This is a genomic window from Streptomyces filipinensis (assembly GCF_014649495.1).
Taxonomy (GTDB): Bacteria; Actinomycetota; Actinomycetes; order Streptomycetales; family Streptomycetaceae; genus Streptomyces; species Streptomyces filipinensis.
Genome location: NZ_BMTD01000001.1, coordinates 644,526 through 668,723, shown reverse-complemented (window position 1 = coordinate 668,723; position 24,198 = coordinate 644,526). Strand labels below are relative to the sequence as shown.

Genomic DNA, 24,198 nt, shown 5'->3' with positions numbered 1-24,198 from the left:
GCTGCGGGAAGGGGGGGTGACCCGATCAGGCCACTGCCGGTCACTTTCCTCTCACATATGCCCCGTCAGTCTCGCGTGCAGCGAGCGCGCCGCGACGTCGGTGAGGGAGGCGATCTGGTCGACGATCACCCGCTTGCGCGCGTGGTCGTCGCCTGCCCCGTCGAACAGGGCCCGAAACTGCGGGTCGAGGCCGTCGGGCGCGCGGGCGGTGAGCGCCTCCGCCAGCTCGGCGACGATCACCCGCTGGTCCGCGCGCAGCCGCTCCTGTTCGGCGCGCTGCATCACGTACCGGTCCGCGACCGCCTTGAGCACCGCGCACTCCATGCGGGCCTCGCGGGGTACGACGAGTTCGGCGTCGTAGCGGGTGAGCCGGCCGGTGCCGTACGCGGCGCGCGTCGCGCCCTCGGCGGCGAGGCAGAACCGGCCGATGAGCTGGCTGGTGGCGTCCTTCAGGCGGGCCTGTGCGACCGCGGTGCCGTCGTATCCGTGCGGCCACCACTCCTCGTCCTGGAGCCGGTCGAGGGCGGCGGAGAGTTCGGCCGGGTCGGTGCCGGCGGGGACGTACCGGCCGACGGCGACCTCGAACACCGCCTGCCGCTCGGGCTCCGCGTGCAGGCAGTTGGGATCGATGTGACCGGCGTGCAGGCCGTCCTCGACGTCGTGCACCGAGTACGCCACGTCGTCGGACCAGTCCATGACCTGGGCCTCGAAGCAGGTGCGGGTGCCGGGGGCGTGCGCTCTGACCCAGTCGAAGACCGGGCGGTCGTCCTCGTAGACCCCGAACTTCCGCGACGCCGGGTCGGTGGGGTGGGCGCCGCGGGGCCAGGGGTACTTGGTGGCGGCGTCGAGGGCGGCGCGGGTGAGGTTGAGGCCGACGGACCCCTCCGGAGTGAACCGTTTGGGTTCGATGCGGGTGAGGAGCCGCAGCGACTGGGCGTTGCCCTCGAAGCCGCCGCAGTCGTCCGCGAAGGCGTTCAGGGCCTGTTCGCCGTTGTGGCCGAAGGGAGGGTGGCCGAGGTCGTGGGCGAGACAGGCGGCTTCCACCAGGTCGGGGTCGCAGCCGAGGGCCGCGCCGAGTTCGCGGCCGACCTGGGCGCACTCCAGGGAGTGGGTCAGGCGGGTGCGGGGGCTGGCGTCCCACACCTGGCTGCGGGTGCCCGGCGTGACCACCTGGGTCTTGCCCGCGAGGCGTCGCAGGGCGGCTGAGTGGAGGATGCGGGCGCGGTCGCGCTGGAAGGCGGTGCGGCCGGGGCGTTTGTCGGGCTCGGGGGCCCAGCGTTCGGCCGACGCCGGGTCGTAGGGGCCGTTGTCGAGTGCGGTGCCTTCCATGATTCGACAGTAAGCGTCGGCGGTGACAAAAGGGGGTGCCCGGTGCCTGTCCGGCTGCCGGGTCGTGTCGACGCGGCCCCCTAGGCGGCTTCGGTGGAGCGCGCCGCGAGGTTCTCCTCGTATCTGTGCAGGATCAGGCGGGCCATCGCCGGGTGGGCGCCGAGCGGGGCCGCGGCGATCCACGGTGCCGCCCGCGCGCACTGCGTGGCGAAGCGCCCCGGTGCCGTGAAGTACGACGCGACCGCCACCCGGTGCCGGCCGCGGGCCGCCAGTGCGCGGACGGCCGCCGGGACCGTCGGGGCCGCCGCCGAGGCGTAGGCGGGGACGACCGGGACTCCCAGCCGGTCCGCGAGGAGGCGGGCGGTGCGGCGGGTGTCCGTCGCCGAGTCGGGGTCGCGGGAGCCGGCGGCGGCGAGGACGACCGCGCTCGCGCGGCGGGCCGCCCGGTCCATGGCCGTGGGCCAGCCCGACTCGACGAGGCGGTCGTACAGGGTCTCCGTCAGGAGCGGGTGCGGGCCCAGCGGGGCGGCCACCCGGGTGCCCGCCCGCGCCGCGGCGGCCATCCCGGGGATGTCCTGTTTGACGTGGTAGCCGCGCGAGAGCAGCAGCGGGACCAGGACGGCGGGGGCGTCGCCGAGGGCGGTGAGGGTGTCCGGGAGGAGGGGCGCGTTCAGCTCGATGTGGCCCAGGCGGACGGCCAGGCCGGGGCGCAGTTCGCGCACGCGGTCCCGCAGGGTCCGTACGGTGTCCAGCGCGCGCGGGTCGCGGCTGCCGTGGGCGACCAGGACGAGCGCGGGCGGGGCCGGGCGGCGGCGCACGGGCGGGGGGACGAGCCGGAGCTGTCCGGTGAGCCGGCTGCCGATGCTGTGCATGAGGTGCGCCGTGCTGTCGAGGTGGAGGTCGGACTCGGAGCGGAAAGGGTGCGACGCCGTCATGGAAGGATCCTGCCGGGGTCAGATTGCGGGGCCGTTGCCGGGCCGTCACGAGCGTTTTCCGCCGCATCACGTCGTACGGATGCTCGATGTGAGGCGAACCGGATCGCGGCCGCCGGCGTCCTCCATGGTCGACAAGACGATCCGTGGGGGCCGTATGAAGATCCGTCGACCGCGGCTGCCGCGCACCCGTCAGGGGCAGCGGCGGCTGGTGCAGACCGTGATGGCCGGGTGTGTGCTGGCGCTGCTGCCGGCGACGTGGCTGTACGTGTCCACGGCGGACCGGCTGCGCACGACGGCGGACGCCCCGCGGGCGGAGGTCGCCGTGGTGTTCGGGGCCGGGCTGTGGAACGGGGAGCCGTCGCCGTACCTCGCGCACCGGCTGGACGCGGCGGCGAAGCTGTACCGGGCCGGGCGGGTCGAGGTGGTCCTGGTCACCGGCGACAACAGCCGCAAGGACTACGACGAGCCCGACGCGATGCGCGCGTACCTGACGCAGCACGGGGTGCCGGGCGACCGGATCGTCAGCGACTACGCCGGGTTCGACACCTGGGACTCCTGTGTACGGGCCAGGAAGATCTTCGGCGTGGACCGGGCCGTGCTGGTCAGCCAGGGTTTCCACATCCGGCGGGCGGTGGCGCTGTGCCGGGCGGCGGGGGTCGACTCGTACGGGGTCGGGGTCGACGCGAAGCACGACGTGACCTGGTACTACGGCGGTACGCGCGAGGTGTTCGCGGCGGGCAAGGCGGTGCTGGACGCGGTGTTCCATCCGGATCCGACGTTCCTCGGCCCGCGGGAACAGGGGGTCACGAAGGCGCTGGCGCGGGCGCGGGGCTGAGCATGGAGATCACGGAGCTGACGCCCGCCGAGCGGCGCGTCCGGGACGCCTTCCCGCTCGGCGCGGGGGTCGACTTCCGGGAGGGCGAGGACGAGGACGCGGCCTCGGGCGCCGCATGGGGTCCCGAGCGGACGCTGCGGGCGGAGGTGCTGCGGGATCTGCTGCTGGACGGCCCGGTGCGGGAGGGCCGGATCGCCGGTCTGAAGGTGTGGGGCGCGCGCATCACCGGTCGGCTGGACCTCCAGTACGGCACCGTCGCCCATCCGGTCCGGCTGCGCTCCTGCCACTTCGAGGAGGCGCCCGACCTGTACGGGGCGCGGGTCGTCGCTCTGGTCCTGAGCGACTCGGTGCTGCCGGGGCTGACGGCCGGGAACCTGCGTGCGGACGGGGTCGTGCGGATCACCTGCTGCCGGATCAGGGGGCCGGTACGGCTCCAGGGGGCGAAGCTGTCCGGGGCCTTCTTCGCCAACGGGGCGCGGCTCGGCACACCCGGTGAGGTCCCCGAGGAGGCCGTGCTCCAGCTCAACCACGCGGAGGTGGCCACGGACGTGTGGGCCCCGGGGCTGGTCGCACACGGAAAGGTGCACATGAACGGGGCGGTCGTGCGCAATCAGGTGAACCTCAACGACGCGGAGCTGAACGCCCCTGGAGCCACCGCGCTGCACGCCGAGGTCCTGACGGTCGGCACCGATCTGCACGCCATGCGGCTGCGCGCCCGCGGCCGGGTCAACCTGGGCGGTGCGCGGATCCCCCGCCAGCTCAACCTCGCCCACGCCCGGCTGTCCAACCCGGGCGGCCGGGCCCTGCGCGCCAGCAGCAGTGTCGTCGGCGAGCTGTGGCTGCGGGAGGCCGAGCCGATCGAGGGGTCCGTCAATCTGCGCCGGGCCCAGTTCGACCTGCTGCACGTGCCGCCCGAGGTGTGGCCCCGGCAGGTGCAGACCGACGGACTCGGCTACCGCGTCCTCACCCCGCACCTGCCGGCCGCGCAGCGCCTCCCGCTGCTCGAACGGGAGCCGGACGGTTACCTTCCGCACCCCTACGAGCAGCTGGCCGCGGCGTACCGCACGGTGGGCGACGACGGCGCCGCCCGCACCGTCCAGCTGGCCAAGCTCCGTCGGCACCGGCGCACCCTGCCGCCGTACGCCCGGCTGTGGGGCTTTCTCCAGGACGCGGCCGTCGGCTACGGTTTCCGCCCGATGCGGGCCGCGGGCTGGCTGCTGTTCCTGCTGTGCACGGGCACGCTCGCCTTCGCGCTGCACCGTCCGCCCGCCCTCAAGCCCTCCGAGGCGCCCGCGTTCAACCCGCTCTTCTACACCCTCGACCTGCTGCTGCCGATCATCGACTTCGGCCAGGAGGGGGCGTTCGCGCCGCACGGCTGGTACCAGTGGCTGGCGTATCTGCTGATCGCCGCCGGCTGGGTGCTGGCGACGACGATCGCGGCGGGCGTCACCCGCTCCCTGAACCGCCAGTAGGCACCGGGCCGCGGGACCTCACGCCGTCCCCGGCCCGGCTGGGAGGCCGCCGTGGCGGGCGCGTAACCCGAGGCGGTCGGGGCCGTAACACGGTCGGCGCAGGCTGGGCGGTATGGAGACGATCGCCTCGACGCCCACCCACTGCCCGTACTGCGCCCTGCAGTGCGGGATGAACGTCACGCCCCTGCCGCAGGGGGGCGTCGAGGTGACCGAGCGGACGGACTTCCCGGTGAACCGGGGCGCGCTGTGCGGCAAGGGCCGTACGGCGGCCGAGGTGCTGTCGCCGGCGGTGCGGCTGACCTCGCCGCTGGTGCGGTCCGCCGGCCGGCTGGTCGAGGCGAGCTGGGCGGAGGCACTGGACCGGATCGCCGAGCGGTTCGCGGGGACGCGGGAGGGGTACGGGGCGGACGCGCTGGGCGTGTTCGGCGGCGGCGGGCTCACGAACGAGAAGGCGTACGCGCTGGGCAAGTTCGCCCGGGTCGTCCTCGGCACCTCGCAGATCGACTACAACGGCCGGTTCTGCATGTCGTCGGCCGCGGCGGCCGGTACGAAGGCGTTCGGTCTGGACCGGGGGCTGCCGTTCCCGCTGGCGGACATACCGCGGACGGGGTGCGTGATCCTCGTCGGCTCCAATCTCGCCGAGACCATGCCGCCGTCCCTGCGGTTCTTCACGGAACTGCGGGAGAACGGCGGCACGCTGATCGTCGTCGACCCGCGACGGACGAGGACGGCCGAGCAGGCGGACCTGCACCTGGCCCCCCGCCCCGGCACCGATCTCGCCCTGGCACTGGGCCTGTTGCACCTGGTGGTGGCCGAGGGGCGGACGGACGAGGAGTACATCCGGCTGCGGACGACGGGCTGGGAGGAGGCGCGGGCGGCGGCGATGGCGCACTGGCCGGAGCAGGTGGAGCGGATCACGGGGGTGTCCGTTCCCCGGCTGCGCGAGGCCGTACGCCTGTTCTGCGAGCCGGAGGCGGCGATGGTGCTCACCGCGCGCGGGCCGGAACAGCAGTCCAAGGGCACGGACACGGTGGGCGCGTGGATCAACCTGTGCCTGGCGACCGGCCGGGCGGGCCGCCCGCTGTCCGGGTACGGCTGTCTGACCGGGCAGGGCAACGGGCAGGGCGGCCGCGAACACGGCCAGAAGGCCGACCAGCTGCCCGGCTACCGCAAGCTGGACGACCCGGCGGCGCGGGCGCATGTGGCGCGCGTGTGGGGGGTGGCCCCCGAGGCGCTGCCCGGCCCCGGGCGCAGCGCGTACGAACTCCTCGACGCCCTCGGCACGGACATCCGGGCGCTGCTGCTGATGGGCTCCAACCCGGTGGTGTCGGCGCCGCGCGCGGCCCATGTCGAGGAGCGGCTGCGCTCGCTGGACTTCCTGGCGGTGGCCGACGTCGTCCTGTCCGAGACGGCGGAGCTGGCGGACGTCGTCCTGCCGGTCACCCAGTGGGCGGAGGAGACGGGCACGACGACCAGTCTGGAGGGCAGGGTCCTGTTGCGCCGCCGTGCGGTCGCCCCGCCGCCCGGGGTGCGCAGCGACCTGTACGTCCTGCACGAGCTGGCGGCCCGGCTGGGGGTGGAGAAGGGCTTCCCGACGGACCCCGAGGAGGTCTTCGAGGAGCTGCGCCGGGCGAGCGCGGGCGGCCCCGCCGACTACTCGGGCATCAGCTACCGCCGCCTGGCGGAGGAGAACGGCGTGTTCTGGCCGTGCCCGGCCCACGACACCCGCACCGAAACCGGCCCGGCCGCACGAGGAGACAGCGGATTCCCCACGGATCCCGCCGGCCACCCGACGGCCCCACCCGCACTCACCGGCGCCACCGGCGGACCGGCGGTGGTGGACGACGGGGAGGACGCGGTGCTCGACGACCTGCCCGACGACCCGGCCCAGGACACCGGCGACGCGGTGTCGCCCGTATCCGCCGCGCCCGTGGTGCACCCCGGAACCCCCCGGCTCTTCCTCGACCGTTTCGCCACCGCTGACGGCCGGGCCCGGTTCGTCGCCGTGACGCACCGGGCCACGGCGGAGGAGCCCGACGCCGAGTATCCGCTGCTGCTGACCACCGGCCGGGTGGTGTCCCAGTACCAGTCGGGGGCGCAGACGCGACGGGTCGCCGAGCTGAACGCCGCCGCGCCCGGCCCCTTCGTGGAGCTGCACCCCCGGCTCGCGGCCCGTATCGGCGCGGTCGAGGGCGAACCGGTCACGGTGGTCTCCCGGCGCGGCCGGGCGGTGGCCCCGGCCCGCATCACCCCGGCCATCCGCCCCGACACCGTGTTCATGCCGTTCCACTGGCCGGGCGAGGGCCGCGCCAACACGCTCACCAACCCGGCGCTCGACCCGACGTCCCGCATGCCGGAGTTCAAGTCGTGCGCCGTGCGGGTCGAGGTCGTAGGACCAGGGGAGTAGCGCGGATCGATCCGCGGGCCGCGGCGGCAGGCGGCCGGGGCACGTAGGTTCGAGGCATGTCCGACTTCGACCAGCACGACCTCGACGCCTATCTGGACCGCATCGGCTGGAAGGGCGGCCGGCGGGCCGACCTGGAGACACTGCGGGGTGTGCATCTGGCGCACGCGCTGTCCCTGCCCTTCGAGAACCTGGACGCCGTGTCCGGGCGGGCTCCGTCGCTCGCCCCGGCCGAGGTGATGGCGAAGATGGTGCACGGACGGCGCGGCGGCTACTGCTACGAGCACAACACGCTGCTCCGGCTGGCGCTGCAGGCGCTGGGGTTCGGGGTGACGCCGCTGGCCGGGCGGGTGGTGCTGGGCGCCGAGACGCCCGAGAGCCGGCCGCGCACCCATGCGATGCTGCGGGTCGCGGTGCCGGGCGAGCCGCGGTCGTATCTCGCGGACGTCGGCTTCGGTGCGGAGGGTGCGCTGCTGGTGCCGGTGCCGCTGGTGACCGGCGAGGAGTCCGAGGGCGCGGGGCGCCGGCACCGGCTGGTGCGGCTGCCGCACCAAGGGCCCCTGGAGCTCCTGGAGTTGCAGGTGCGGGACCGCCGGACCCGGGCGTGGGTGGGACAGTACGCCTTCACGCTGGAGCCGTTCGCCGCGCCGGACTTCGAGGTGTTCAACTGGTACGTCGGCACCAGTCCGCGTTCCCCGTTCACCCGCCGCCCCTATCTGCAGCGGACCACCGCGGAGCGCCATCTCGCCCTGGACGGCGACCGGTTGACCGAGACCCGTACCGACGGCACGGTGACCGAGCGCAGGCTGGCGGACGAGGCGGAGGCACGGCGTGTGGTCGAGGAGGAGTTCGGGATCGCCGTGCCCGAGGGGCTGACGCTGCTGGGCTGAGGCACCGGCTCAGCGGCGGGAGAGCCAGTCGCCGCCCTCGATCGGCTTGCCCTCGGCCCGCAGCCGGGCGGCGACACGCGGGGCGGCCAGATACACCCAGGCCCGCACCGGTGTGCCGTCGGCGGTGCGGACGACGTTCCGGGCGACGCGTTCGTAGAGGTTGTGCGGGTCGTCCGGGACGTATTCCTCCAGGCGGTCCAGGGCGGCGAGCAGCGCGGTGTACGCCTGCGTGCGGGCCGTGACCAGTTCGCCCCGGACCTCGCCGTCCGGCCGCTCGACGGCGTAGGGGTAGCCGGGGCCGTCGTAGAGCGCGGCGCCGGGCAGCCGGGCCGGTTCCTCCGCCGTGGTGCGCCCGCGCAGGAACAGGTCGTGGTTGGCCTCGCCGGGGCGGAGGGTGCCGTAGACGAAGAACGGCAGCGGCGTCCCGGACCGTTCGGGCTCCTCGGTGATCACGGAAACGATTCTGTACCCCCTTCGGCTCCTCACACATCTCCATGAAGAGGCTATGGACATGACATGTCAGGGCCCCTTAAATCTCTGTGGACATCAGCGCCACCCCCACGCCCAGTTCGGCGCCTCCCCGAGGAGACAGATGAGCCGGATACGCCAGCACGTCCGAGGGTCCCGTCGTCTCACCACCACCGCCGGCGTCGCCGTCACCACCGCGACCCTGCTGACCGTCGCCCTCTCCCCCGCCGCCCACGCCGACACCAGACCGACCCGGTCCACCGCGATCCAGAACGCGGCGTCGGCACTCCTGGCCCATGCCGCGAGCCTGGGCCTGACCTCCGCCGAGAACACCAGCGTCCGCGATGTGATCGTGGACAAGGACGGTACCCAGCACGTCCGCTACGACCGCACGTACCACGGACTGCCCGTGCTGGGCGGTGACTTCGTGGTCCACCTGGCCCCCGACGGCGCCTACCGCAGCACGAACCGGGCCACCCGCGGCACCATATCCCTCAGCTCGGTCCTCCCGAAGGTCTCCGCCCCCAGGGCCGCCGACCTCGCCGTGAACGCCCTGCGCGCCGCCCACCTCGGCAACGCGCTCAAGGGGGTCAAGGCCAAGCCCGAGCTGATCGTCGACGCCCTGCACGGCACCCCGAAGCTCGCCTGGCGCACCAACGCGGCCGGCCTGGACTCGCTCGGCAACCCGGTCGCCCGCACCGTGCTGACCGACGCCCGCACCGGCCATCAGATCGACGCCTGGGACAGCATCGAGACCGCCGCCGGTGACGGCAAGTCGCTCTACAGCGGGACGGTGCCGCTGCAGACGACCCAGTCGGGGTCGTCGTACCAGCTCAAGGACCCCACCCGCGGCAACACCTTCACCGGTGACGCGGAGGGCAAGACCGACCTGTGCTTCTTCGGCATCTGCTTCAGCCGGGCACCCGCGACCCTCTTCACCGACGCCGACAACCACTGGGGCACCGGCGCCACCTCCGACCGCGCCTCGGCCGCCGTCGACGCCCAGTACGGCACCAACGAGACCTGGGACTACTACAAGAACGTCCAGGGACGCAACGGCATCGGCGGCGACGGCAAGGGCTCGTACAACCGCGTCCACTACGGCAGCAGCTACAACAACGCCTTCTGGGACGACAGTTGCTTCTGCATGACGTACGGCGACGGCGACGGGACCACCTTCGGGCCGCTGGTGGCGCTGGACGTGGCCGGGCACGAGATGACCCACGGCGTCACCTCCAAGACGGCCGCGCTGACCTACTCCGGCGAGTCCGGCGGGCTCAACGAGGCCACCTCGGACATCCTCGGCACGATGGTCGAGTGGTACGCCAACAACCCCTCCGACCCCGGTGACTACCTCATCGGCGAGAAGATCGTGAAGCCCGGCTTCGGCCAGCCCGCCCTGCGCTTCATGGACAAACCGTCCAAGGACGGCAACTCGGCGGACTACTGGAGCAGTTCGGTCGGCAACCTCGACGTCCACTACTCCTCCGGCGTCGCCAACCACTTCGCCTATCTGCTGGCGGAGGGCAGCGGCGCGAAGACGATCAACGGCGTCAGCTACAACTCGCCGACGTCCAACGGCTCCACGCTCACCGGCATCGGCCGGGACAAGGTCGGCAAGATCTGGTACCGGGCCCTGACGGTCTACATGACCTCCTCGACGAACTACGCGGGGGCCCGCACGGCGACCCTGAACGCCGCCAAGGACCTGTACGGCGCGGGCAGCGCGGAGTACAACGCGGTGGCGGCGGCCTGGAGCGCCGTCAACGTGAACTGAGTCCCCTGTGCCGCACCGGCCCCGGGAGTCCCCGACTCCCGGGGCCGTCACCCGTTCAACGGCGGGCGTCGCTCCATTCGTGTTTTCTTCATACCGGTCTCCCGTCTGCTCCCGCACAGGGCTGTGACCTGCTCGAACCCCGTGCCCGCTAGGCCGTGTGGGGGGCCGGAGCCGCCACCCGTTCACCGCATTCCTGACGAGCCCTCAGGAAGCGGAAGTCCCGGACTGCGACTTACCTCGGTAGGGCAGGGGCGAGCCCCCTGGACACGCCGTCAAGCCGAAGCCCCGGGGAGCACCATGCGCCGCACCGCCCGTCTGCTGACCGGTACCGCGCTCGTCGTGGCAGCCGCGGCGCCCGCAGCCGCCGGCGGCACCGGCAGCCTGGAGGTGTATCCCTCCACCGTGGCGCCCGGCGCCCAGGTCAGCGTGAACACCGCCGCGTGCGGAGACAAGGGCTCGGCGACCGGTGACGCGGGCGCGGTCGGCGCCGGCACCTTCACCCTGGCCCCCAGTTCGCACGAGGGCGAGGCGATCGGCCAGTTCCAGGTGCCGCCCAGCGCGCAGCCGGGGACGTACGAGATCGTCGCCGCCTGCGCGGTGGGCGACCGGCAGGTGAAGGGCGACCTGGTGGTGGCGTTGGGCGCGGCGCACGAGCAGGTGCAGCCGCGAGGAAGCGTGAAGACGGGGGTCGGCGGCGCACTCGGCCCCGGCCCCGTGCAGACCACGGCGGGTGTGGCGGCGCTGGCCGTCGCCGCCGCGGGCGGTACCTGGCTCCTGCATCGCCGGGCGAGAGGCGACGGGATCTGACGGACACCCTCCGCTGTCCGTCGGCCGGTACCGCATGTCCCGCCCCCTCCGGGTCCGATGCCCCTCGCGGCCCGGAGGGGGAAGGGATCTTCGGGGGTCCGCCCCCGGGAGAGGGGTCCGTATGCGCAGGAGCGCCAGGCGTGCCCGGCTCGGCGACACCGCGATAGCCGCGCTCACCGTGGTGGCCCTCGGCTCCGGGGTGTGGCTGCTCGGCGACGCCGGGACGGACACGCCACCGCAGCCGGCGGCCGCCGAGGGCCGCCCGGACCCGGGCGAGGAGCGCCTCACGGCCCCCGCGCTCGCACCCTCGCCGCCCACCCGCATCCGCATCCCCGCGATCCGGGTGAACGCCCCGCTGATGGGCCTGTCGCTCACCCCCTCCGGCAGCCTGGACGTGCCGCCCGCCCGGGAGAAGAACCTGGCCGGCTGGTACGAGTCCGGCACCATGCCCGGTGAGACGGGCACCGCGATCGTCGCTGGGCACGTCGACAACACCGAGGGTCCCGCCGTCTTCTACGACCTGGGCGCGCTGAGGCGGGGCGCCCGGATCGAGGTGGACCGCCGGGACGGCGGCGTGGCCGTGTTCACCGTGGACGCGGTGGAGGTGTACGCGGCCCGCGACTTCCCCGACGACAAGGTCTACGGCGCGGCTCACCGCCCCGAGCTCCGCGTCATCACCTGCGGCGGCGGCTACTCGAAGGCCACCGGCTACCAGGGCAACGTGGTGGTGTTCGCCCATCTGACGGGCAGCCGCTGAACGCTCCGCCCCCGGGTGAAAGGGGCGCGGGGCGGTGCCGCAGCCGCACGGCGGCGACCTCACACGCCCTTGCCGCGGTAGCTGAGGGCAGCGTTCCTCACGGGAAACAGACGTGATGCGGCCGGGTAACGTCCGGACCGCACGCTCGGGGCATGACCTCGAATACGCGTGTGGTGGTGATCGGCGCCGGCCTCGCGGGCGTACGGCTCGCCCGGCGGCTCGGTGAGCTGGGCACGCCCGCGCTGCTCCTCGGCGAGGAGGAGCACCCTCCGTACAACCGGGTGCTGCTCGCGGAGGTGCTGGCCGGCCGCTACGCCCCGGAGGTGATCAGCCTCCCGGCACCGGCGGGGCTGCTCCGGGCCCGGGTCACCGGTATCGACCGGGCCGCCCGGACGGTCGGCTGCGCCGACGGCACGTCGATCGCATACGACACGCTGGTCCTCGCCACCGGCTCCAACCCCGTACTGCCGCCGCTGCGCGGTCTGTTCACGCCCGACCGCCGGCTCCCCGAGGGCGTCCACGCGTTCCGCACCATGGACGACTGCCTGGGCCTCGCCAAGGCGGTCCGGCCGGGCGTGCGCGCGGTCGTCGTCGGCGGCGGGCTGCTCGGTGTCTCCGCCGCCCGCGCGCTCGCCGTGCGCGGCGCGCAGGTGGTCCTCGCCCAGCAGGCCGAGCGGCTCATGGAACGCCAGCTCGACCCGGACGCCTCCCGGCTGGTGCTGCGGCACCTCACGGACCTGGGCGTCGAGGTGCACACCGAGTGCCGGGTACGGGACGTGCGCTGTCTCGCGGGCGCGGTCCGCTCCGTGGAACTGGCCGACGGATACGCCCTGGACGCCGACCTCGTCGTGGTCGCCTGCGGGGTGCGCCCGCGCACCGGCCTCGCCGAGCAGGCCGGTCTCGCCGTGCGCAAGGGGGTCCTCGTCGACGACGCCCTGCGCACCTCCGACCCGCACATCCACGCCGTCGGCGACTGCGCCCAGCACGACGGCACGGTCTACGGCCTGGCCGCCCCGGCGCTGGAACAGGCCGACGCGCTCGCCGCGCTGCTCGCCGGCGGCACGGACGCGCGCTACCGCGGCACCCGCTCCCTGACCCGGCTCACCCTCGCCGGCCCGGGCTCCCCCTTCGACCTGGCCGCGTTCGGCGAGACCGAGGCGCGCCCCGGCGACGACGTCGTGCGGCTCGCCGACGCCACCCGCGGCACCTACCGCAAGGTCGTCGTCCGTGACGACCGCCTGGTCGGCGGGGTCCTGGTCGGCGAACTCGGCACCGTCGGCGCGCTCGCACGCGCCTGGGAGGGAGCAGAGCCGCTCCCCGACGACGGCCCCCTGCTCCACCTGCTCACCAACGACGGAGGCTCCTGATGTCCACGGACACCCGCACGGACACCCCCACGATCGTGCTCGTCGGCCACGGCATGGTCGGCCAGCGCTTCCTCGAAGCGCTCGCCGAGCGCGGCCTGACCGCCACACACCGCGTGGTCGTGCTGTGCGAGGAGCCGCGTCCGGCGTACGACCGCGTCGCCCTCACCTCGTACTTCTCGGGCCGGACGCCCGAGGACCTGTCGATGACGGACATGCGGTTCATCGAGGACCACGGCATCGAGCTGTACACCGGCGATCCGGCGGAGAGCATCGACCGCGCGGCGAAGCAGGTCACGGCCAGGTCCGGCAGGGTCTTCGGGTACGACACGCTCGTGCTCGCCACCGGCTCCTACCCGTTCGTGCCGCCGGTGCCGAACAAGGACGCCGAAGGCTGCTTCGTCTACCGGACCATCGAGGACCTGCTCGCCATCGAGGAGTACGCGAAGACGCGGGCGAGGACCGGTGCCGTGGTCGGCGGTGGGCTGCTCGGCCTGGAGGCGGCCGGTGCGCTCAAGGGCCTCGGGATGGACACCCACATCGTGGAGTTCGCGCCGCGTCTGATGCCGGTGCAGGTCGACGAGGGCGGCGGCGCGGCGCTGCTGCGGACCATCGAGGGCATGGGCCTGTCCGTGCACACCGGCACGGGCACCCAGGAGATCGTCACCGGCGCGGAGGGTGCCGTCACCGGCATGAAGCTGTCCGACGGCTCCGAACTGGCCGTCGACATGGTGGTGTTCAGCGCCGGGGTGCGGCCCCGCGACCAGCTGGCCCGGGACTGCGGTCTCGCCGTCGGCGAGCGCGGCGGCATCAGCGTGGACGAGCGGTGCCGTACGGTCGGCGACCCGCACGTGTTCGCGATCGGCGAGTGCGCGCTGGCGGCGGACGGTCGGGTCTACGGGCTGGTGGCGCCGGGTTACGAGCAGGCCGAGACGGCCGCCGCGGCCATCGCGGCGGACGAGGGCGAGCAGCTGACGTTCACCGGCGCCGACCTGTCCACCAAGCTGAAGCTGCTCGGCGTGGACGTGGCGTCCTTCGGCGACGCGCACGGCACCGCCGAGGACTGCCTGGACGTCGTCTACTCCGACTCCCGCGCGGGTCTGTACAAGAAGCTGGTCATCGGCAGGGACGGCACGCTGCTCGGCGGCATCCTGGTCGGCGACGCGGAGACGTACGGCACCCTGCGGGCCCTGACCGGCTCCGTGCCGCCCATCGCCCCCGAGTCCCTCGTCCTGCCCGCCGGAGCGGACTCGGGGGCCCAGCTCGGCCCGTCCGCGCTGCCGGACGAGGCGATCATCTGCTCCTGCCACAACGTCAGCAAGGGGGCGATCCGGGGCGCGGTCGGCGAGCACCGGTGCACCACCGTGCCCGAGGTGAAGAAGTGCACCAAGGCCGGTACCGGCTGCGGCAGTTGCGTGAAGGTGCTGGGCCAGCTGGTGGACGCCGAGCTGGAGGCGTCCGGCATCGAGGTCGACAAGGGCCTGTGCGGCTGCTTCGCCCAGACCCGCGAGGAGCTGTACGAGATCGTCCTCGCCCTGCGCATCACGTCGTACCAGGACCTCCTCGACCGCCACGGCCGCGAGGACGCCCGGGGCGGCGACGGCTGCGAGACCTGCAAGCCGGCCGTCGGCTCGATCATCGCCTCCCTCGCCCCGGCGATCGGCGCGAGCGGCTATGTCCTGGACGGCGAGCAGGCGGCGCTGCAGGACACCAACGACCACTTCCTGGCCAACCTGCAGAAGAACGGCTCGTACTCGGTCGTGCCGCGCATCCCCGGCGGCGAGATCGCCCCCGAGAAGCTGATCGTGATCGGCGAGATCGCCCGGGACTTCGGGCTGTACACGAAGATCACCGGCGGCCAGCGGATCGACATGTTCGGCGCGCGGGTCGAGCAACTGCCGCTGATATGGGCCCGGTTGGTGGACGCCGGCTTCGAGTCCGGACACGCCTACGGCAAGGCGCTGCGCACGGTGAAGTCCTGCGTCGGCTCCACCTGGTGCCGGTACGGCGTCCAGGACTCCGTCCGGATGGCGATCGACCTGGAGCTGCGCTACCGGGGCCTGAGGTCCCCGCACAAGCTCAAGTCCGCCGTCTCCGGTTGCGCCCGCGAGTGCGCCGAGGCCCAGTCGAAGGACTTCGGGGTCATCGCGACCTCCAACGGCTGGAACCTGTACGTCGGCGGCAACGGCGGCGCCACCCCACGCCACGCGGACCTGCTCGCGCAGGACCTGTCCGACGCCGAACTCGTCCGCCTCATCGACCGGTTCCTGATGTTCTACATCCGCACCGCCGACCGGCTGGAGCGCACGAGCACCTGGCTGGAGCGGATCCCCGGCGGCCTGGACCACGTACGGGACGTGGTGGTGCACGACTCGCTCGGCATCTGCGACGAGCTGGAGCAGATGATGCGGGCACACGTCGCCCACTACCGCGACGAGTGGGCCGAGACCATCGACGACCCCGAGAAGCTGGCCCGGTTCGTGTCCTTCGTGAACGCCCCGGACACCCCGGACCCGGTCGTCGCCTTCGTCCCCGAGCGTGACCAGATCAAGCCCGACCTGCCACTGCTGTCCATCGGCATCCGCCCCTCGGACACCGCGGCCGACGTCCTGGAAGGAAGCGCCCAGCGATGACCCTGGCTCTTGAGACCACCGACCTGAAGGTCCAACTCCGGCTTGCCGACGGCTGGTTCACGGCCTGTGACCTCAGCGCGCTCGTCCCGGGCCGCGGGGTGGCCGCTCTGCTGCCGGACGGCCGCCAGGTGGCCCTCTTCCGCGACCGCACCGGCCGGCTGTACGCCGTCGGCAACCGCGACCCGTTCACCGGCGCGGCCGTCCTCTCCCGCGGCCTGACCGGCACCCACCAGGGCCGCCCCTTCGTGGCCTCGCCCCTGCTGAAGCAGCGTTTCGACCTGATCAGCGGGCAGTGCCTGGACGACGAGGCGGTGCGGGTGGCGGCCTACGAGGTCCGCGCCAGTCCGCACCAGTCGGCGCCAGTCCGCACCACCTGACCCTTACTTGACCGAGCGGTTCAGAAAATCCTAGGCTGTGATCCATGGCCAGGACCAAGGAATTCGACCCCGACGCCGCGCTGCAGTCGGCCCTGGAGCTGTTCTGGCGGCGCGGCTACGAGGCGACGTCGATGGCCGACCTGGTCGCCCACCTGGGCATCGGCAGGGCGAGCCTGTACGCCACCTTCGGCAGCAAGCACGCGCTGTACCTGAGCGCGCTGGAACGGTACGGGCAGACCCAGAACCCCCTGCTCACCGAGGAGCTGTCCCGGCCGGGCCCGGTGCTGCCGGCCGTACGCGCGCTGGTACTGCGGTTCGCCGCCGAGGCCACGGCCGAGGCGACCCGGCGGCGGGGCTGCCTGGTCACCAACACGGCGGTCGAACGGGCCGCGCACGACGCGGCCGCCGCCCGCAGGGTGGAGCAGAGCTGGGACCACCTGGAGACCCTGCTGCACTCCGCCCTGGTCCGCGCCCAGGCGCAGGGCGAACTGGCCGCGGACCGCGCCCCCCTGCCGCTCGCCCGCACCCTGCTCGTGCTGCTCCAGGGCCTGCGGGTGGTCGGCAAGGCCTCGACCGACCCGGCCCGCGTCCGCGACGCGGCGGAGCAGGCCCTGGCGCTGCTCGGCTGAACCAAGACGCCCTCCGCCCGGAGGGCGTTTCCTTCGCCTCCATACTGAACCGATCAGTCAAGAAAACGGTCGTCAAGAACAGGGGAGATCATGACCGCCACCGCACGCAACCGCTTCTCCGGCCGGACGGCCCTCGTCACCGGCGCCGGCACCGGCATCGGGCGGGGCATCGCACTCGCCTTCGCCCGCGAGGGCGCGCACGTGGTCGTCGCGGGACGCCGCGCGGAGCCGCTGGAGGAGACGGTGGCGCTGATCGAGCGGGCGGGCGGCAAGGCGCTGGCCGTCACCGCGGACGTGACCAGCGCCGCCGAACTGCGGGCCCTGGTGTCCGCCGCCGTGGACCGGTTCGGCTCCCTCGACGTGGCGGTGAACAACGCCGGCGTGCTGACCGGGCGCGGTGTGCCCGCGGCGGACCTGCCCGAGGATGCCTGGCGGACGATGCTCGACATCAACGTCACCGGAGTCCTGCTCGCCCTCCAGGCCGAGGTCGCCCAGATGCGGACCCAGCCGAACGGCGGGGCCATCGTGAACATCGCCTCCCGGATCGGCGTCCACAGCCGGCTGCGCGGCACCACCGGCTACGCCGTCACCAAGGCGGCCGTGTCCGTGCTCAGCCGCAGCGCCGCCCTGGACCACATCGCCGACGGTGTGCGCATCAACGCCGTCAGCCCCGGTCCCACCGCCACGGACATGTCCTTCAAGCCCGGTGAGACGGAGGCCGACCGGGCCGCCCGGATGCGTACCGAGGCGCCGCTCGGCCGGGTCTCCACCGTCGAGGAGGTCGCCGCCGCGGTGCTCTACCTGGCCTCGGACGACGCGGCCTCCGTCGTCGGCACCGACCTGGTGGTGGACGGCGGCTCCACGGCCTGACCCGGTTCAGTCGATCCCGGACCGCTCCACCCCCGCCACGATCCACCGCTGGAAGCACAGGAAGACCAGCAGCAGCGGGAGGACCGACACGACGGCCGCGACGAACAGCTCGTGCAGCCGGATCACCTGGGACGTCGTGAACGACGACAGCGCCACCTGGACCGTCCAGGCGTTCTGGTCCTGTCCGATCACCAGCGGCCACAGGAAGGAGTTCCACGCGCCCAGGAAGACGATCGTGCCGACCGCCGCGAACACCGGCCGCGCGTTCGGCACGACCACCAGCCAGTACGTGCGCCAGTACCCGAGCCCGTCGACCTGCGCCGCGTCCTCCAGCTCCCGCGGGAAGCCGAGGAAGTACTGGCGGAAGACGAAACAGGCGAACGCCGAGAACAGCGTCGGGACGATCAGCCCGCGCAGGGTGGAGATCCAGCCCAGCGACGACACCAGCACGAAGCTCGGCACGAAGGTGACGGCGGCCGGGACCAGCAGGGTGCCGAGGATGCCGTAGAAGACCTTGTTCGCGTGCCGGTACGGGATGCGGGCGAGGCCGTAACCCGCGAGGGACGCGAGGAGCAGGGTGCCGAGCGTCGTCGCGACGGCGATCAGCGCGGAGTTGAGCAGCGAGCGGGCGAAGGGAACGGACGGGTCGTCGAACAGCTCCCGGACGTTCCCCCACCGCAACGCGCCGGGAAAGAAGGTCCATTCGGGCGAGGTGATGTCCTGCTCGCTGGACAGCCCGTTGCGCACGAGCAGATAGAAAGGGATCAGGAAGACCAGCGCGAGCACGACGAGCAGCACCAGCCTGAGCGCCCGCCCGGCCCGTACCAGGGCGTCATCCATCGGCGTCCGTCCTTCCCAGCCCCAGCCAGCGCGCCTGCCCCACCGTGACGACGGCGATGATCAGCGCGAGGATCACCGCGCCCGCACTGCCGAGCCCGAGGTTCTGCCCCTGCCCGAGGGCGGTGTAATAGAGGTAGACCAGCGGCGGCCGGGCGTAGGGGGGATAGCCCCGGGCGTCGGACAGCAGGTTGTAGAACTCGTCGAAGGCCTGGAAGGCGTTGATGACGAGCAGCAGCACCACCGCCACCGAGGTGGCCCGCAGCTGGGGCAGGGTGATGTGCCGCAGCACCGTCCAGCCGGGCCGGGCCCCGTCCACGGCGGCCGCCTCGTACAGCACCGGGTCGATCCGCTGCAGCCCGGCCAGGAACAGGATCATGTAGAACCCGGCCTGCAGCCAGAGCCGTACGGTGACGATGACCAGCCAGTACCAGGGCGGGTCGGTGGTGGACAGCCAGGCCACGGGATCGCCGCCGAACCACCCGAGGACGGTGTTCGCCAGCCCGAACCGCACCCCGTTGAAGATCGACATCTTCCACACCAGCGCGGCGACGACATAACTGCACGCGGCCGGGAGGAAGAAGACCGAGCGGAAGAACGCGCGCGCGTGTTCCAGCCGGTTGACCATCAGCGCGAGGGACAGCGAGAACACGTACGTGGCCGGCACGATGAAGGCGGTGAAGACGAGGAAGGTCTTCAGACTGTCGACGAACGCGTCGTCCCGCAGCATCGCCGTGTAGTTGTCCAGGCCGACGAAGTGCGTGGGCGTGACGGTGTTGTGCGCGTCGAAGAAGCTGAGGCCCACGCTCCACAGCAGCGGCACGTACGTGAACAGCGCGAGCCCGAGCGCGAACGGCCCCACGAACGCCCAGAACCAGAGGGTCCTGCGGCCTCTCATGACGGCTTCTTCGCGTGCTTCACCCGGTCGAGCTCGCCGGTCACCTTCCGTACGACGGCCCGCAGTTCGCCCTCCGGTCCGGCCCCGCCCCTGATGATCCGGCTGAGCGCGTCCTGGTAGGCGGTCTGGCTGGCCGGTGTCCACAGCAGGGGCTGGGCGTAGCCGTGGTCGGTGGTGAAGCGGACGGCGTCGGCGGCGGCGCCCGACCGCAGCCCGGCCGCCTTCTTCGCGAGGGAGATCCGGGCCGGGATGTGGAAGCCGTAGGACAGCGCGAAGTCCTCCTGGAAGTCCGTCCGTTCGACCCACAGCCACTTCACGAACTCCTTGGCGGCCTCCTGGTGCCCGCCGCGCGCGCTGACGGCGGCCCCGTACGCTCCGACGGGCACCGAGGGCTTCCCCTGGCCGCCGTCCTTCGGGAACGGCAGCACGCCGAAGTCGTCCCCCAGCTCCTTGCGCACCTGCGGCAGCGCCCACAGCCCGGACCACTGCATCGCGGTCAGCCCCTGGACGAAGGCGGACGGGTCGGACCAGTCGGCGGGCGCGCCGAGGAGGAGGGACTTGTCGGCGTACAGCTGGTGCAGCTTGGCGAGGGTGCGGGCGGCGGCGGGGTCGTCGAAGCCGACCTTGCCGTCCTCGGTGACGAGCTGGAGCCCGGCGGCGTACAGGGGGGTGCCGCCGAGCACACCGGCTCCCCCGTCGTTGCCCAGGAACAGCCCCTTGACCTTGCTGGTGGTGAGCTTCTTCGCGGCGTCCACGAGGGCGTCGAGCGTGGCGGGCGGCTCGACCCCGGCGTCCTTCAGCAGACTCCTGCGGTAGTAGAGCATCTGCATGTCGATGACCTGCGGAATGCCCCAGATCCTGCCGTCGTACGTCTTCGGCGCGAGCACCGCCGGGTTGAAGTCGTCCTCGACCCCCTTGAGGAGATCGGTGAGGTCGACGACCTGGCCGCCCTGGATCTGGTCCAGGGTGGGCCCGTTCACCTCGAAGACGTCCGGCCCGGAGTCGGTGAGCAGGGCGGCGGCGGTCTGCTGGTCGTAGTTCCCGGGCCGCCACTGCACCCTGACCCGTGCCTTCTTGTACGCGGCGGCGTACCGCTGGACGGCCTGCTCGGTGCCGGCCTCCCCGTACTGGTGGTACCACTGCGACAGCTCCGCCCCCTTGGCACCGCCGCCCCCACGCCCGGTGTCGGACCCGCAGCCGGCGAGTAGTCCGGCACCCGCCGCCCCGGCTCCCGCGACCAGCAGTCCCCTACGGCTCATCGTCATCGTCGGCGCCCCCTGACGTCGGTCGTCCTCGTCATCGATGCACGGCCCAACGATCAACCATGCCCGTCGATTACGAAAGGGGAGTTGCAGCCGTGTGTCAGGGGGCAGGCACAACTTTTCCGGCCCCGGACGCATCCAACACAGTGACGTTCATCCATCGATTCGCCCGACGGAGGCGGATACGCCATGTTTCCTTATGCGCACGTCCCGAAAACCTTCCGGACCTCCCCCAGGCGCGGCGCGGCGGTCGTGCTGACCGCCGCACTCCTGGGAGTGACGGCCGCGGGAGCCGCGTGGAGCGCGACTCCGGCGGCACCCGCGGCGGCGCGGGCCTCGGCCACCGTCCGGACCTGCACCGTGAGCGACCTGTACCTCTCCATGGGCCGTAAGGAGGGCGCGGCGGGGTCGCTGTACTGGGCGATCCAGTTCACCAACACCGCTACGACCGCCTGTGCCCTGCGCGGCTACCCGGGCGTCAGCGCCCTGGACACCTCCCACCACCAGATCGGCCCGGCCGCCACCCACAGCGGCTCCTCCTACGGCACCGTCACGCTCGCCCCCGCGCACTCCGCCTCGGCGATAGCGCGCACCACCAACGGCCCGGTGGGCGGGCCCTGCCTGCGCACCGGCAGCTACCTGCGGATCTACCCGCCGGGCTCGCGCTCCGCGGCTCTGGTACCGGCGCCCTGGAAGACCTGCTCGGGCATCTTCCAGGTGGGTCCGGTGAACGTCGACGGCACCTTCTGAGAGCACGGGCGCCCGCTGCGCCGAGAGCGCAGGCGCCCTCTCCTACCGAGAGCACAGGCGTCCCCTCGTGCCGAGAGCACAGGCGCCCTCTCGTACCGAGAGCACAGGTGTCCCCCGTGCGGCAGGCAGGAGAGCCGAAGGGGCGGCAGGCCGGGTCCGGCCACCGCCCCTCGCGCTTCCCGGCGGCGCGGCTCACTCGCGGGAAGCGCTGCGCCTCTCCAGCCCCGACCCCGGACGGCGCGTGATCGACATCAGATCGCTCGGAGCGTCCAGTTCGAGGCGGTGCCAGCGGCCGCGGGGCACGATCACCGCCGTACCCGCGCCCAGCCGCACCATCTCCTCGGCGCCGCCCTCCGCGGTGGGGCGCAGATACAGCCGCACGCCGCCGGCCAGGCAGCACACGGCCTCCTCCGCGTCGGGATGCACCTCCCAGTGGTCGGCGTGCACATCGGCGTCGGTCTCCACATGGAAGGCCGCGACCTGCCAGACGCCGGGATCGCCGCCGGTCATCCGCCGGGCGCCGGCACGGACGCCGCCGTCGGGCCGGAAGTCCAGCATCGAGGAGAAGAGGTCGACGGGTGTGATCGTCATGACGGTGTTCCTTCCATGCGCTTGGCGGGGGGAGCAGCAGGGGTGTCGGCAACCGCGGGAGGAGCAGCGCCGGGTCCGGTACCCGGACCCGTGCTCGGAGCCGGTCTCCGGTCCGGGCGGCGGGGCAGCACGAAGACCGCCACGGCCGCCGCGAGCAGGAAGAGGACGGCCGTGACGGCCAGGGCCAGGGCATAGCCGTCGCTGAGGGCACCGGGGTCGGTGGACGCGCCCGTGCGGCGGGCGGCCACCGTGGCCAATGTGGCCACGCCGATGCATCCGCCCAGCTGACGTGCGCTGTTGAGCAGGCCGGAGGCCATTCCGGCCTCGCCGGGCCGGACGCCGGTCGTCGCGGCGGCCGCCGCCGGGGCGAACACCAGACCGATGCCGACGCTGGTGAGCAGGGACGGCCCGAGCACGTCGGTGAGAAAGCCGCCGTGCGGGCTGATCCGGGCGAACCAGGCCATGCCCGCGGCGGCGAGGAGCGCGCCGGGCACCAGGGCGGTGCGGGGCGACCGGGTCGCGGTGATCCGGGTGGCGGCGACGGTGGCCGCGACCGAGCCCGCGCAGAACGGCAGGAACGCGGCACCGGTCGCGGCGGCGCCGAGGCCCAGAACCTGCTGGAGGTACAGGGAGACGAAGTAGAACGAGGCGAACTGCCCGGCCGCGGCGAGGAACACCAGCAGATCGGCACCGGCGACCCAGCGGCTGCGCAGCAGGCCGAGCCGCAGCAGCGGTGAGGTGGCCCGGGATTCGACGAGGACGAACGCGGCCAGGACGAGGGCCGAGCCGCCGAGAGCGGCCAAGGTCCCCCGGCTCCCCCAGCCTTGGACATCGGTCCGTACGACCCCGAACACCAGCAGCCCGGTGCCGCCGGTCGCCAGCAGTGCCCCGAGCGCATCCGGCGCCTCCCGCCGGACGGGCCGCGGCGCGCTCGGTACGGCCGCGTGGACCAGCACGAGCGCGGCGGCCACGATGGGCAGATTGACCAGCATCACCCAGCGCCAGCCCGCGTACTGGGTCAGCACTCCGCCCGCCAGTACGCCGAGCGCGCCGCCGAGGGCGTTCATCCCGCTCCACACACCGAGGGCGCGGACGCGGGCGGGGCCGTCGGTGAAGGTGGTGGTCAGCAGGGCCAGCGCGGCCGGCGCGGTGGCGGCGGCGCCCACGCCCTGTCCCGCGCGTGCGGCGACCAACTGCCAGGGTTCCTGGGCGAGTCCGCCGGCGAGCGAGCAGGCCCCGAAGACGACGAGTCCCGCGACGAACAGCCGCCGCGGCCCGTACAGATCGCAGGCCCTCCCCCCGAGCAGCAGAAACCCACCGAAGGTGAGCGCGTACACATGCACCACCCAGGACAGATCCAGCGGCGCGAAACCGAGCGCGTCACGGATCGCGGGGAGCGCGACGTTGACCACGGCCATGTCGAGAGCGACGACGAACTGGGCGACGGCAGCGGCGGCGAGCAGCGCGGCGCGTCTGCCGCGCAGGACGTCACCTAAGTTTCTATACATGTAAGAAAAGTAGCGCCCCCAACCGCCGTTGTCGACGGACCGAGACTGGGACCGGCCCCGGCGACGGCATGATGGGACCCATGCCGCAACCGCCCGCCCCTCGAAAGACCACCGGCCGACCTGCCCGTATCTCCCGCGCGGAGATCATCCGGACGGCGCTCCGGATCGTCACGGAGGAGGGAGTGAACCGGCTGACGATGCGCCGCCTGGCCACCGAGATCGGCAGCACGCCCATGGCGCTGTACCACCACGTCCGCGACAAGGAGGAACTCCTCGTCCTGCTGCTGGACGACTACGCCGCCCGCGCCCTGCGACGGCCGGCCGCCCCTCCCGCCGACCCGCGCGAACGGGTGATCGCCGCGGCGACCGCGATCCACGAGGTGCTGTCCGCCTGCCCCTGGACGGTGGACGTCCTCACGGCGGACGACCTCCTGTCCACGTCCGCGCTGTGGCACGTCGAGCAGATCGTGGACGGTCTGACGGAGTGCGGGCTGTCCCTGGACGACGCCGTCCACGGCTACCGGACCATCTGGTACTACACCGCCGGAGAGATCGTGGTCCGCGCGACCGCCGCCCGCCGGCGCGCCACCGACGACCGCCCGACCTACCGCGACCGCGTCTTCACCGACCTCGACCCCACCGAACTCCCCCGCCTGGCCGAGGCATCGAGCCGCTGGGGCCCCCTGACAGCCGAGAACACCTACGCCACCGGCCTCCAGGCCCTGCTGAACGGCCTGCTCACCACACCCGCCTGACACAACACACCGGGGCGGCACCCCCACCGGGCACCGCCCCCACCACACCC

General features: G+C 73.0%; 22 protein-coding genes. 14 read left to right on the top strand and 8 right to left on the bottom strand.

Annotation, left to right across the window (positions count from 1 at the left end):
- Positions 1–51 precede the first annotated feature (51 nt).
- Together IE244_RS02960 and IE244_RS02955 are read right to left on the bottom strand one after the other, a co-directional pair.
- A complete protein-coding gene (locus IE244_RS02960) occupies positions 52–1,329 on the bottom strand; it encodes a deoxyguanosinetriphosphate triphosphohydrolase (RefSeq protein WP_191871014.1) in 1,278 nt (425 codons plus the stop codon).
- Positions 1,330–1,409: 80 nt separating this feature from the next.
- Positions 1,410–2,264, bottom strand: a complete 855-nt coding sequence (locus tag IE244_RS02955; RefSeq protein ID WP_191871013.1) for a sirohydrochlorin chelatase — start codon at positions 2,262–2,264, stop codon at positions 1,410–1,412.
- A 154-nt stretch (positions 2,265–2,418) separates the two neighbouring features.
- Here IE244_RS02955 and IE244_RS02950 point away from each other — a divergent pair, with 154 nt between their 5' ends.
- From IE244_RS02950 to IE244_RS02935, 4 genes are all read left to right on the top strand, one after another.
- A complete protein-coding gene (locus IE244_RS02950) occupies positions 2,419–3,099 on the top strand; it encodes a SanA/YdcF family protein (protein WP_191871012.1) in 681 nt (226 codons plus the stop codon).
- Positions 3,100–3,101: 2 nt separating this feature from the next.
- The gene (locus IE244_RS02945) at positions 3,102–4,571 is read left to right on the top strand and encodes a membrane-associated oxidoreductase (RefSeq protein ID WP_191871011.1); all 1,470 of its coding nucleotides are present in this window, start codon (positions 3,102–3,104) and stop codon (positions 4,569–4,571) included.
- A gap of 112 nt (positions 4,572–4,683) precedes the next feature.
- Positions 4,684–6,978: a molybdopterin oxidoreductase family protein gene (locus IE244_RS02940; RefSeq protein ID WP_191871010.1), complete on the top strand. Its 2,295-nt coding sequence runs from the start codon at positions 4,684–4,686 to the stop codon at positions 6,976–6,978.
- Between the two features lie 56 nt (positions 6,979–7,034).
- Entirely contained in the window at positions 7,035–7,865 is an 831-nt protein-coding gene (locus IE244_RS02935) for an arylamine N-acetyltransferase family protein (RefSeq protein ID WP_191871009.1), read from the top strand.
- Positions 7,866–7,874: 9 nt separating this feature from the next.
- Here IE244_RS02935 and IE244_RS02930 read toward each other — a convergent pair whose 3' ends face one another.
- On the bottom strand, positions 7,875–8,318 hold the full coding sequence (locus IE244_RS02930) for a gamma-glutamylcyclotransferase family protein (protein WP_229853925.1): 444 nt from the start codon (positions 8,316–8,318) through the stop codon (positions 7,875–7,877).
- A 139-nt stretch (positions 8,319–8,457) separates the two neighbouring features.
- Between IE244_RS02930 and IE244_RS02925 the strand changes: the two genes are divergently transcribed.
- From IE244_RS02925 to IE244_RS02890, 8 genes are all read left to right on the top strand, one after another.
- Positions 8,458–10,110 carry a M4 family metallopeptidase gene (locus tag IE244_RS02925; protein WP_191871007.1) on the top strand — a complete coding sequence of 551 codons (1,653 nt, stop codon included), beginning with the start codon at positions 8,458–8,460 and terminating at the stop codon, positions 10,108–10,110.
- 297 nt (positions 10,111–10,407) lie between these two features.
- Complete coding sequence (locus tag IE244_RS02920; RefSeq protein ID WP_191871006.1) at positions 10,408–10,917, top strand: hypothetical protein; 510 nt, start codon at positions 10,408–10,410, stop codon at positions 10,915–10,917.
- A gap of 121 nt (positions 10,918–11,038) precedes the next feature.
- Complete coding sequence (locus tag IE244_RS02915) at positions 11,039–11,674, top strand: class F sortase (protein ID WP_191871005.1); 636 nt, start codon at positions 11,039–11,041, stop codon at positions 11,672–11,674.
- Positions 11,675–11,826: 152 nt separating this feature from the next.
- Complete coding sequence (locus IE244_RS02910) at positions 11,827–13,041, top strand: NAD(P)/FAD-dependent oxidoreductase (protein ID WP_191871004.1); 1,215 nt, start codon at positions 11,827–11,829, stop codon at positions 13,039–13,041.
- Positions 13,041–15,671 carry a nitrite reductase large subunit NirB gene (nirB, locus tag IE244_RS02905; RefSeq protein ID WP_191871003.1) on the top strand — a complete coding sequence of 877 codons (2,631 nt, stop codon included), beginning with the start codon at positions 13,041–13,043 and terminating at the stop codon, positions 15,669–15,671. Before IE244_RS02910 ends, nirB begins: the two co-directional genes overlap by 1 nt.
- A complete protein-coding gene (gene nirD, locus IE244_RS02900) occupies positions 15,668–16,048 on the top strand; it encodes a nitrite reductase small subunit NirD (protein ID WP_191871002.1) in 381 nt (126 codons plus the stop codon). The genes nirB and nirD overlap by 4 nt, the downstream gene beginning before the upstream one ends.
- Positions 16,049–16,092: 44 nt before the next feature.
- Positions 16,093–16,677 carry a TetR/AcrR family transcriptional regulator gene (locus IE244_RS02895; RefSeq protein ID WP_191871001.1) on the top strand — a complete coding sequence of 195 codons (585 nt, stop codon included), beginning with the start codon at positions 16,093–16,095 and terminating at the stop codon, positions 16,675–16,677.
- A 90-nt stretch (positions 16,678–16,767) separates the two neighbouring features.
- Positions 16,768–17,547, top strand: a complete 780-nt coding sequence (locus IE244_RS02890; protein ID WP_191871000.1) for an SDR family NAD(P)-dependent oxidoreductase — start codon at positions 16,768–16,770, stop codon at positions 17,545–17,547.
- Positions 17,548–17,553: 6 nt separating this feature from the next.
- Here the strand turns inward: IE244_RS02890 and IE244_RS02885 are convergent, their stop codons facing one another.
- Genes IE244_RS02885 through IE244_RS02875 form a run of 3 tightly spaced genes read right to left on the bottom strand, consistent with a single transcriptional unit; the run spans position 17,554 to position 20,547 of the window.
- Positions 17,554–18,387, bottom strand: coding sequence for a carbohydrate ABC transporter permease (locus IE244_RS02885; RefSeq protein WP_191870999.1), 834 nt, complete (start codon positions 18,385–18,387; stop codon positions 17,554–17,556).
- Entirely contained in the window at positions 18,380–19,282 is a 903-nt protein-coding gene (locus IE244_RS02880) for a carbohydrate ABC transporter permease (RefSeq protein ID WP_191870998.1), read from the bottom strand. The genes IE244_RS02885 and IE244_RS02880 overlap by 8 nt, the downstream gene beginning before the upstream one ends.
- The gene (locus tag IE244_RS02875; protein ID WP_191870997.1) at positions 19,279–20,547 is read right to left on the bottom strand and encodes an ABC transporter substrate-binding protein; all 1,269 of its coding nucleotides are present in this window, start codon (positions 20,545–20,547) and stop codon (positions 19,279–19,281) included. Before IE244_RS02875 ends, IE244_RS02880 begins: the two co-directional genes overlap by 4 nt.
- A 357-nt stretch (positions 20,548–20,904) precedes the next feature.
- On the opposite strand from IE244_RS02875, the gene IE244_RS02870 reads away from it, so the two are divergent.
- Entirely contained in the window at positions 20,905–21,294 is a 390-nt protein-coding gene (locus IE244_RS02870) for a DUF4232 domain-containing protein (protein ID WP_191870996.1), read from the top strand.
- Positions 21,295–21,486: 192 nt separating this feature from the next.
- On the opposite strand, the gene IE244_RS02865 is transcribed toward IE244_RS02870, so the two are convergent.
- Complete coding sequence (locus tag IE244_RS02865; RefSeq protein ID WP_191870995.1) at positions 21,487–21,885, bottom strand: cupin domain-containing protein; 399 nt, start codon at positions 21,883–21,885, stop codon at positions 21,487–21,489.
- Positions 21,882–23,393: an MFS transporter gene (locus tag IE244_RS02860; protein ID WP_191870994.1), complete on the bottom strand. Its 1,512-nt coding sequence runs from the start codon at positions 23,391–23,393 to the stop codon at positions 21,882–21,884. Before IE244_RS02860 ends, IE244_RS02865 begins: the two co-directional genes overlap by 4 nt.
- 80 nt (positions 23,394–23,473) lie before the next feature.
- On the opposite strand from IE244_RS02860, the gene IE244_RS02855 reads away from it, so the two are divergent.
- A complete protein-coding gene (locus tag IE244_RS02855) occupies positions 23,474–24,148 on the top strand; it encodes a TetR/AcrR family transcriptional regulator (RefSeq protein WP_191870993.1) in 675 nt (224 codons plus the stop codon).
- Positions 24,149–24,198 lie beyond the last annotated feature (50 nt).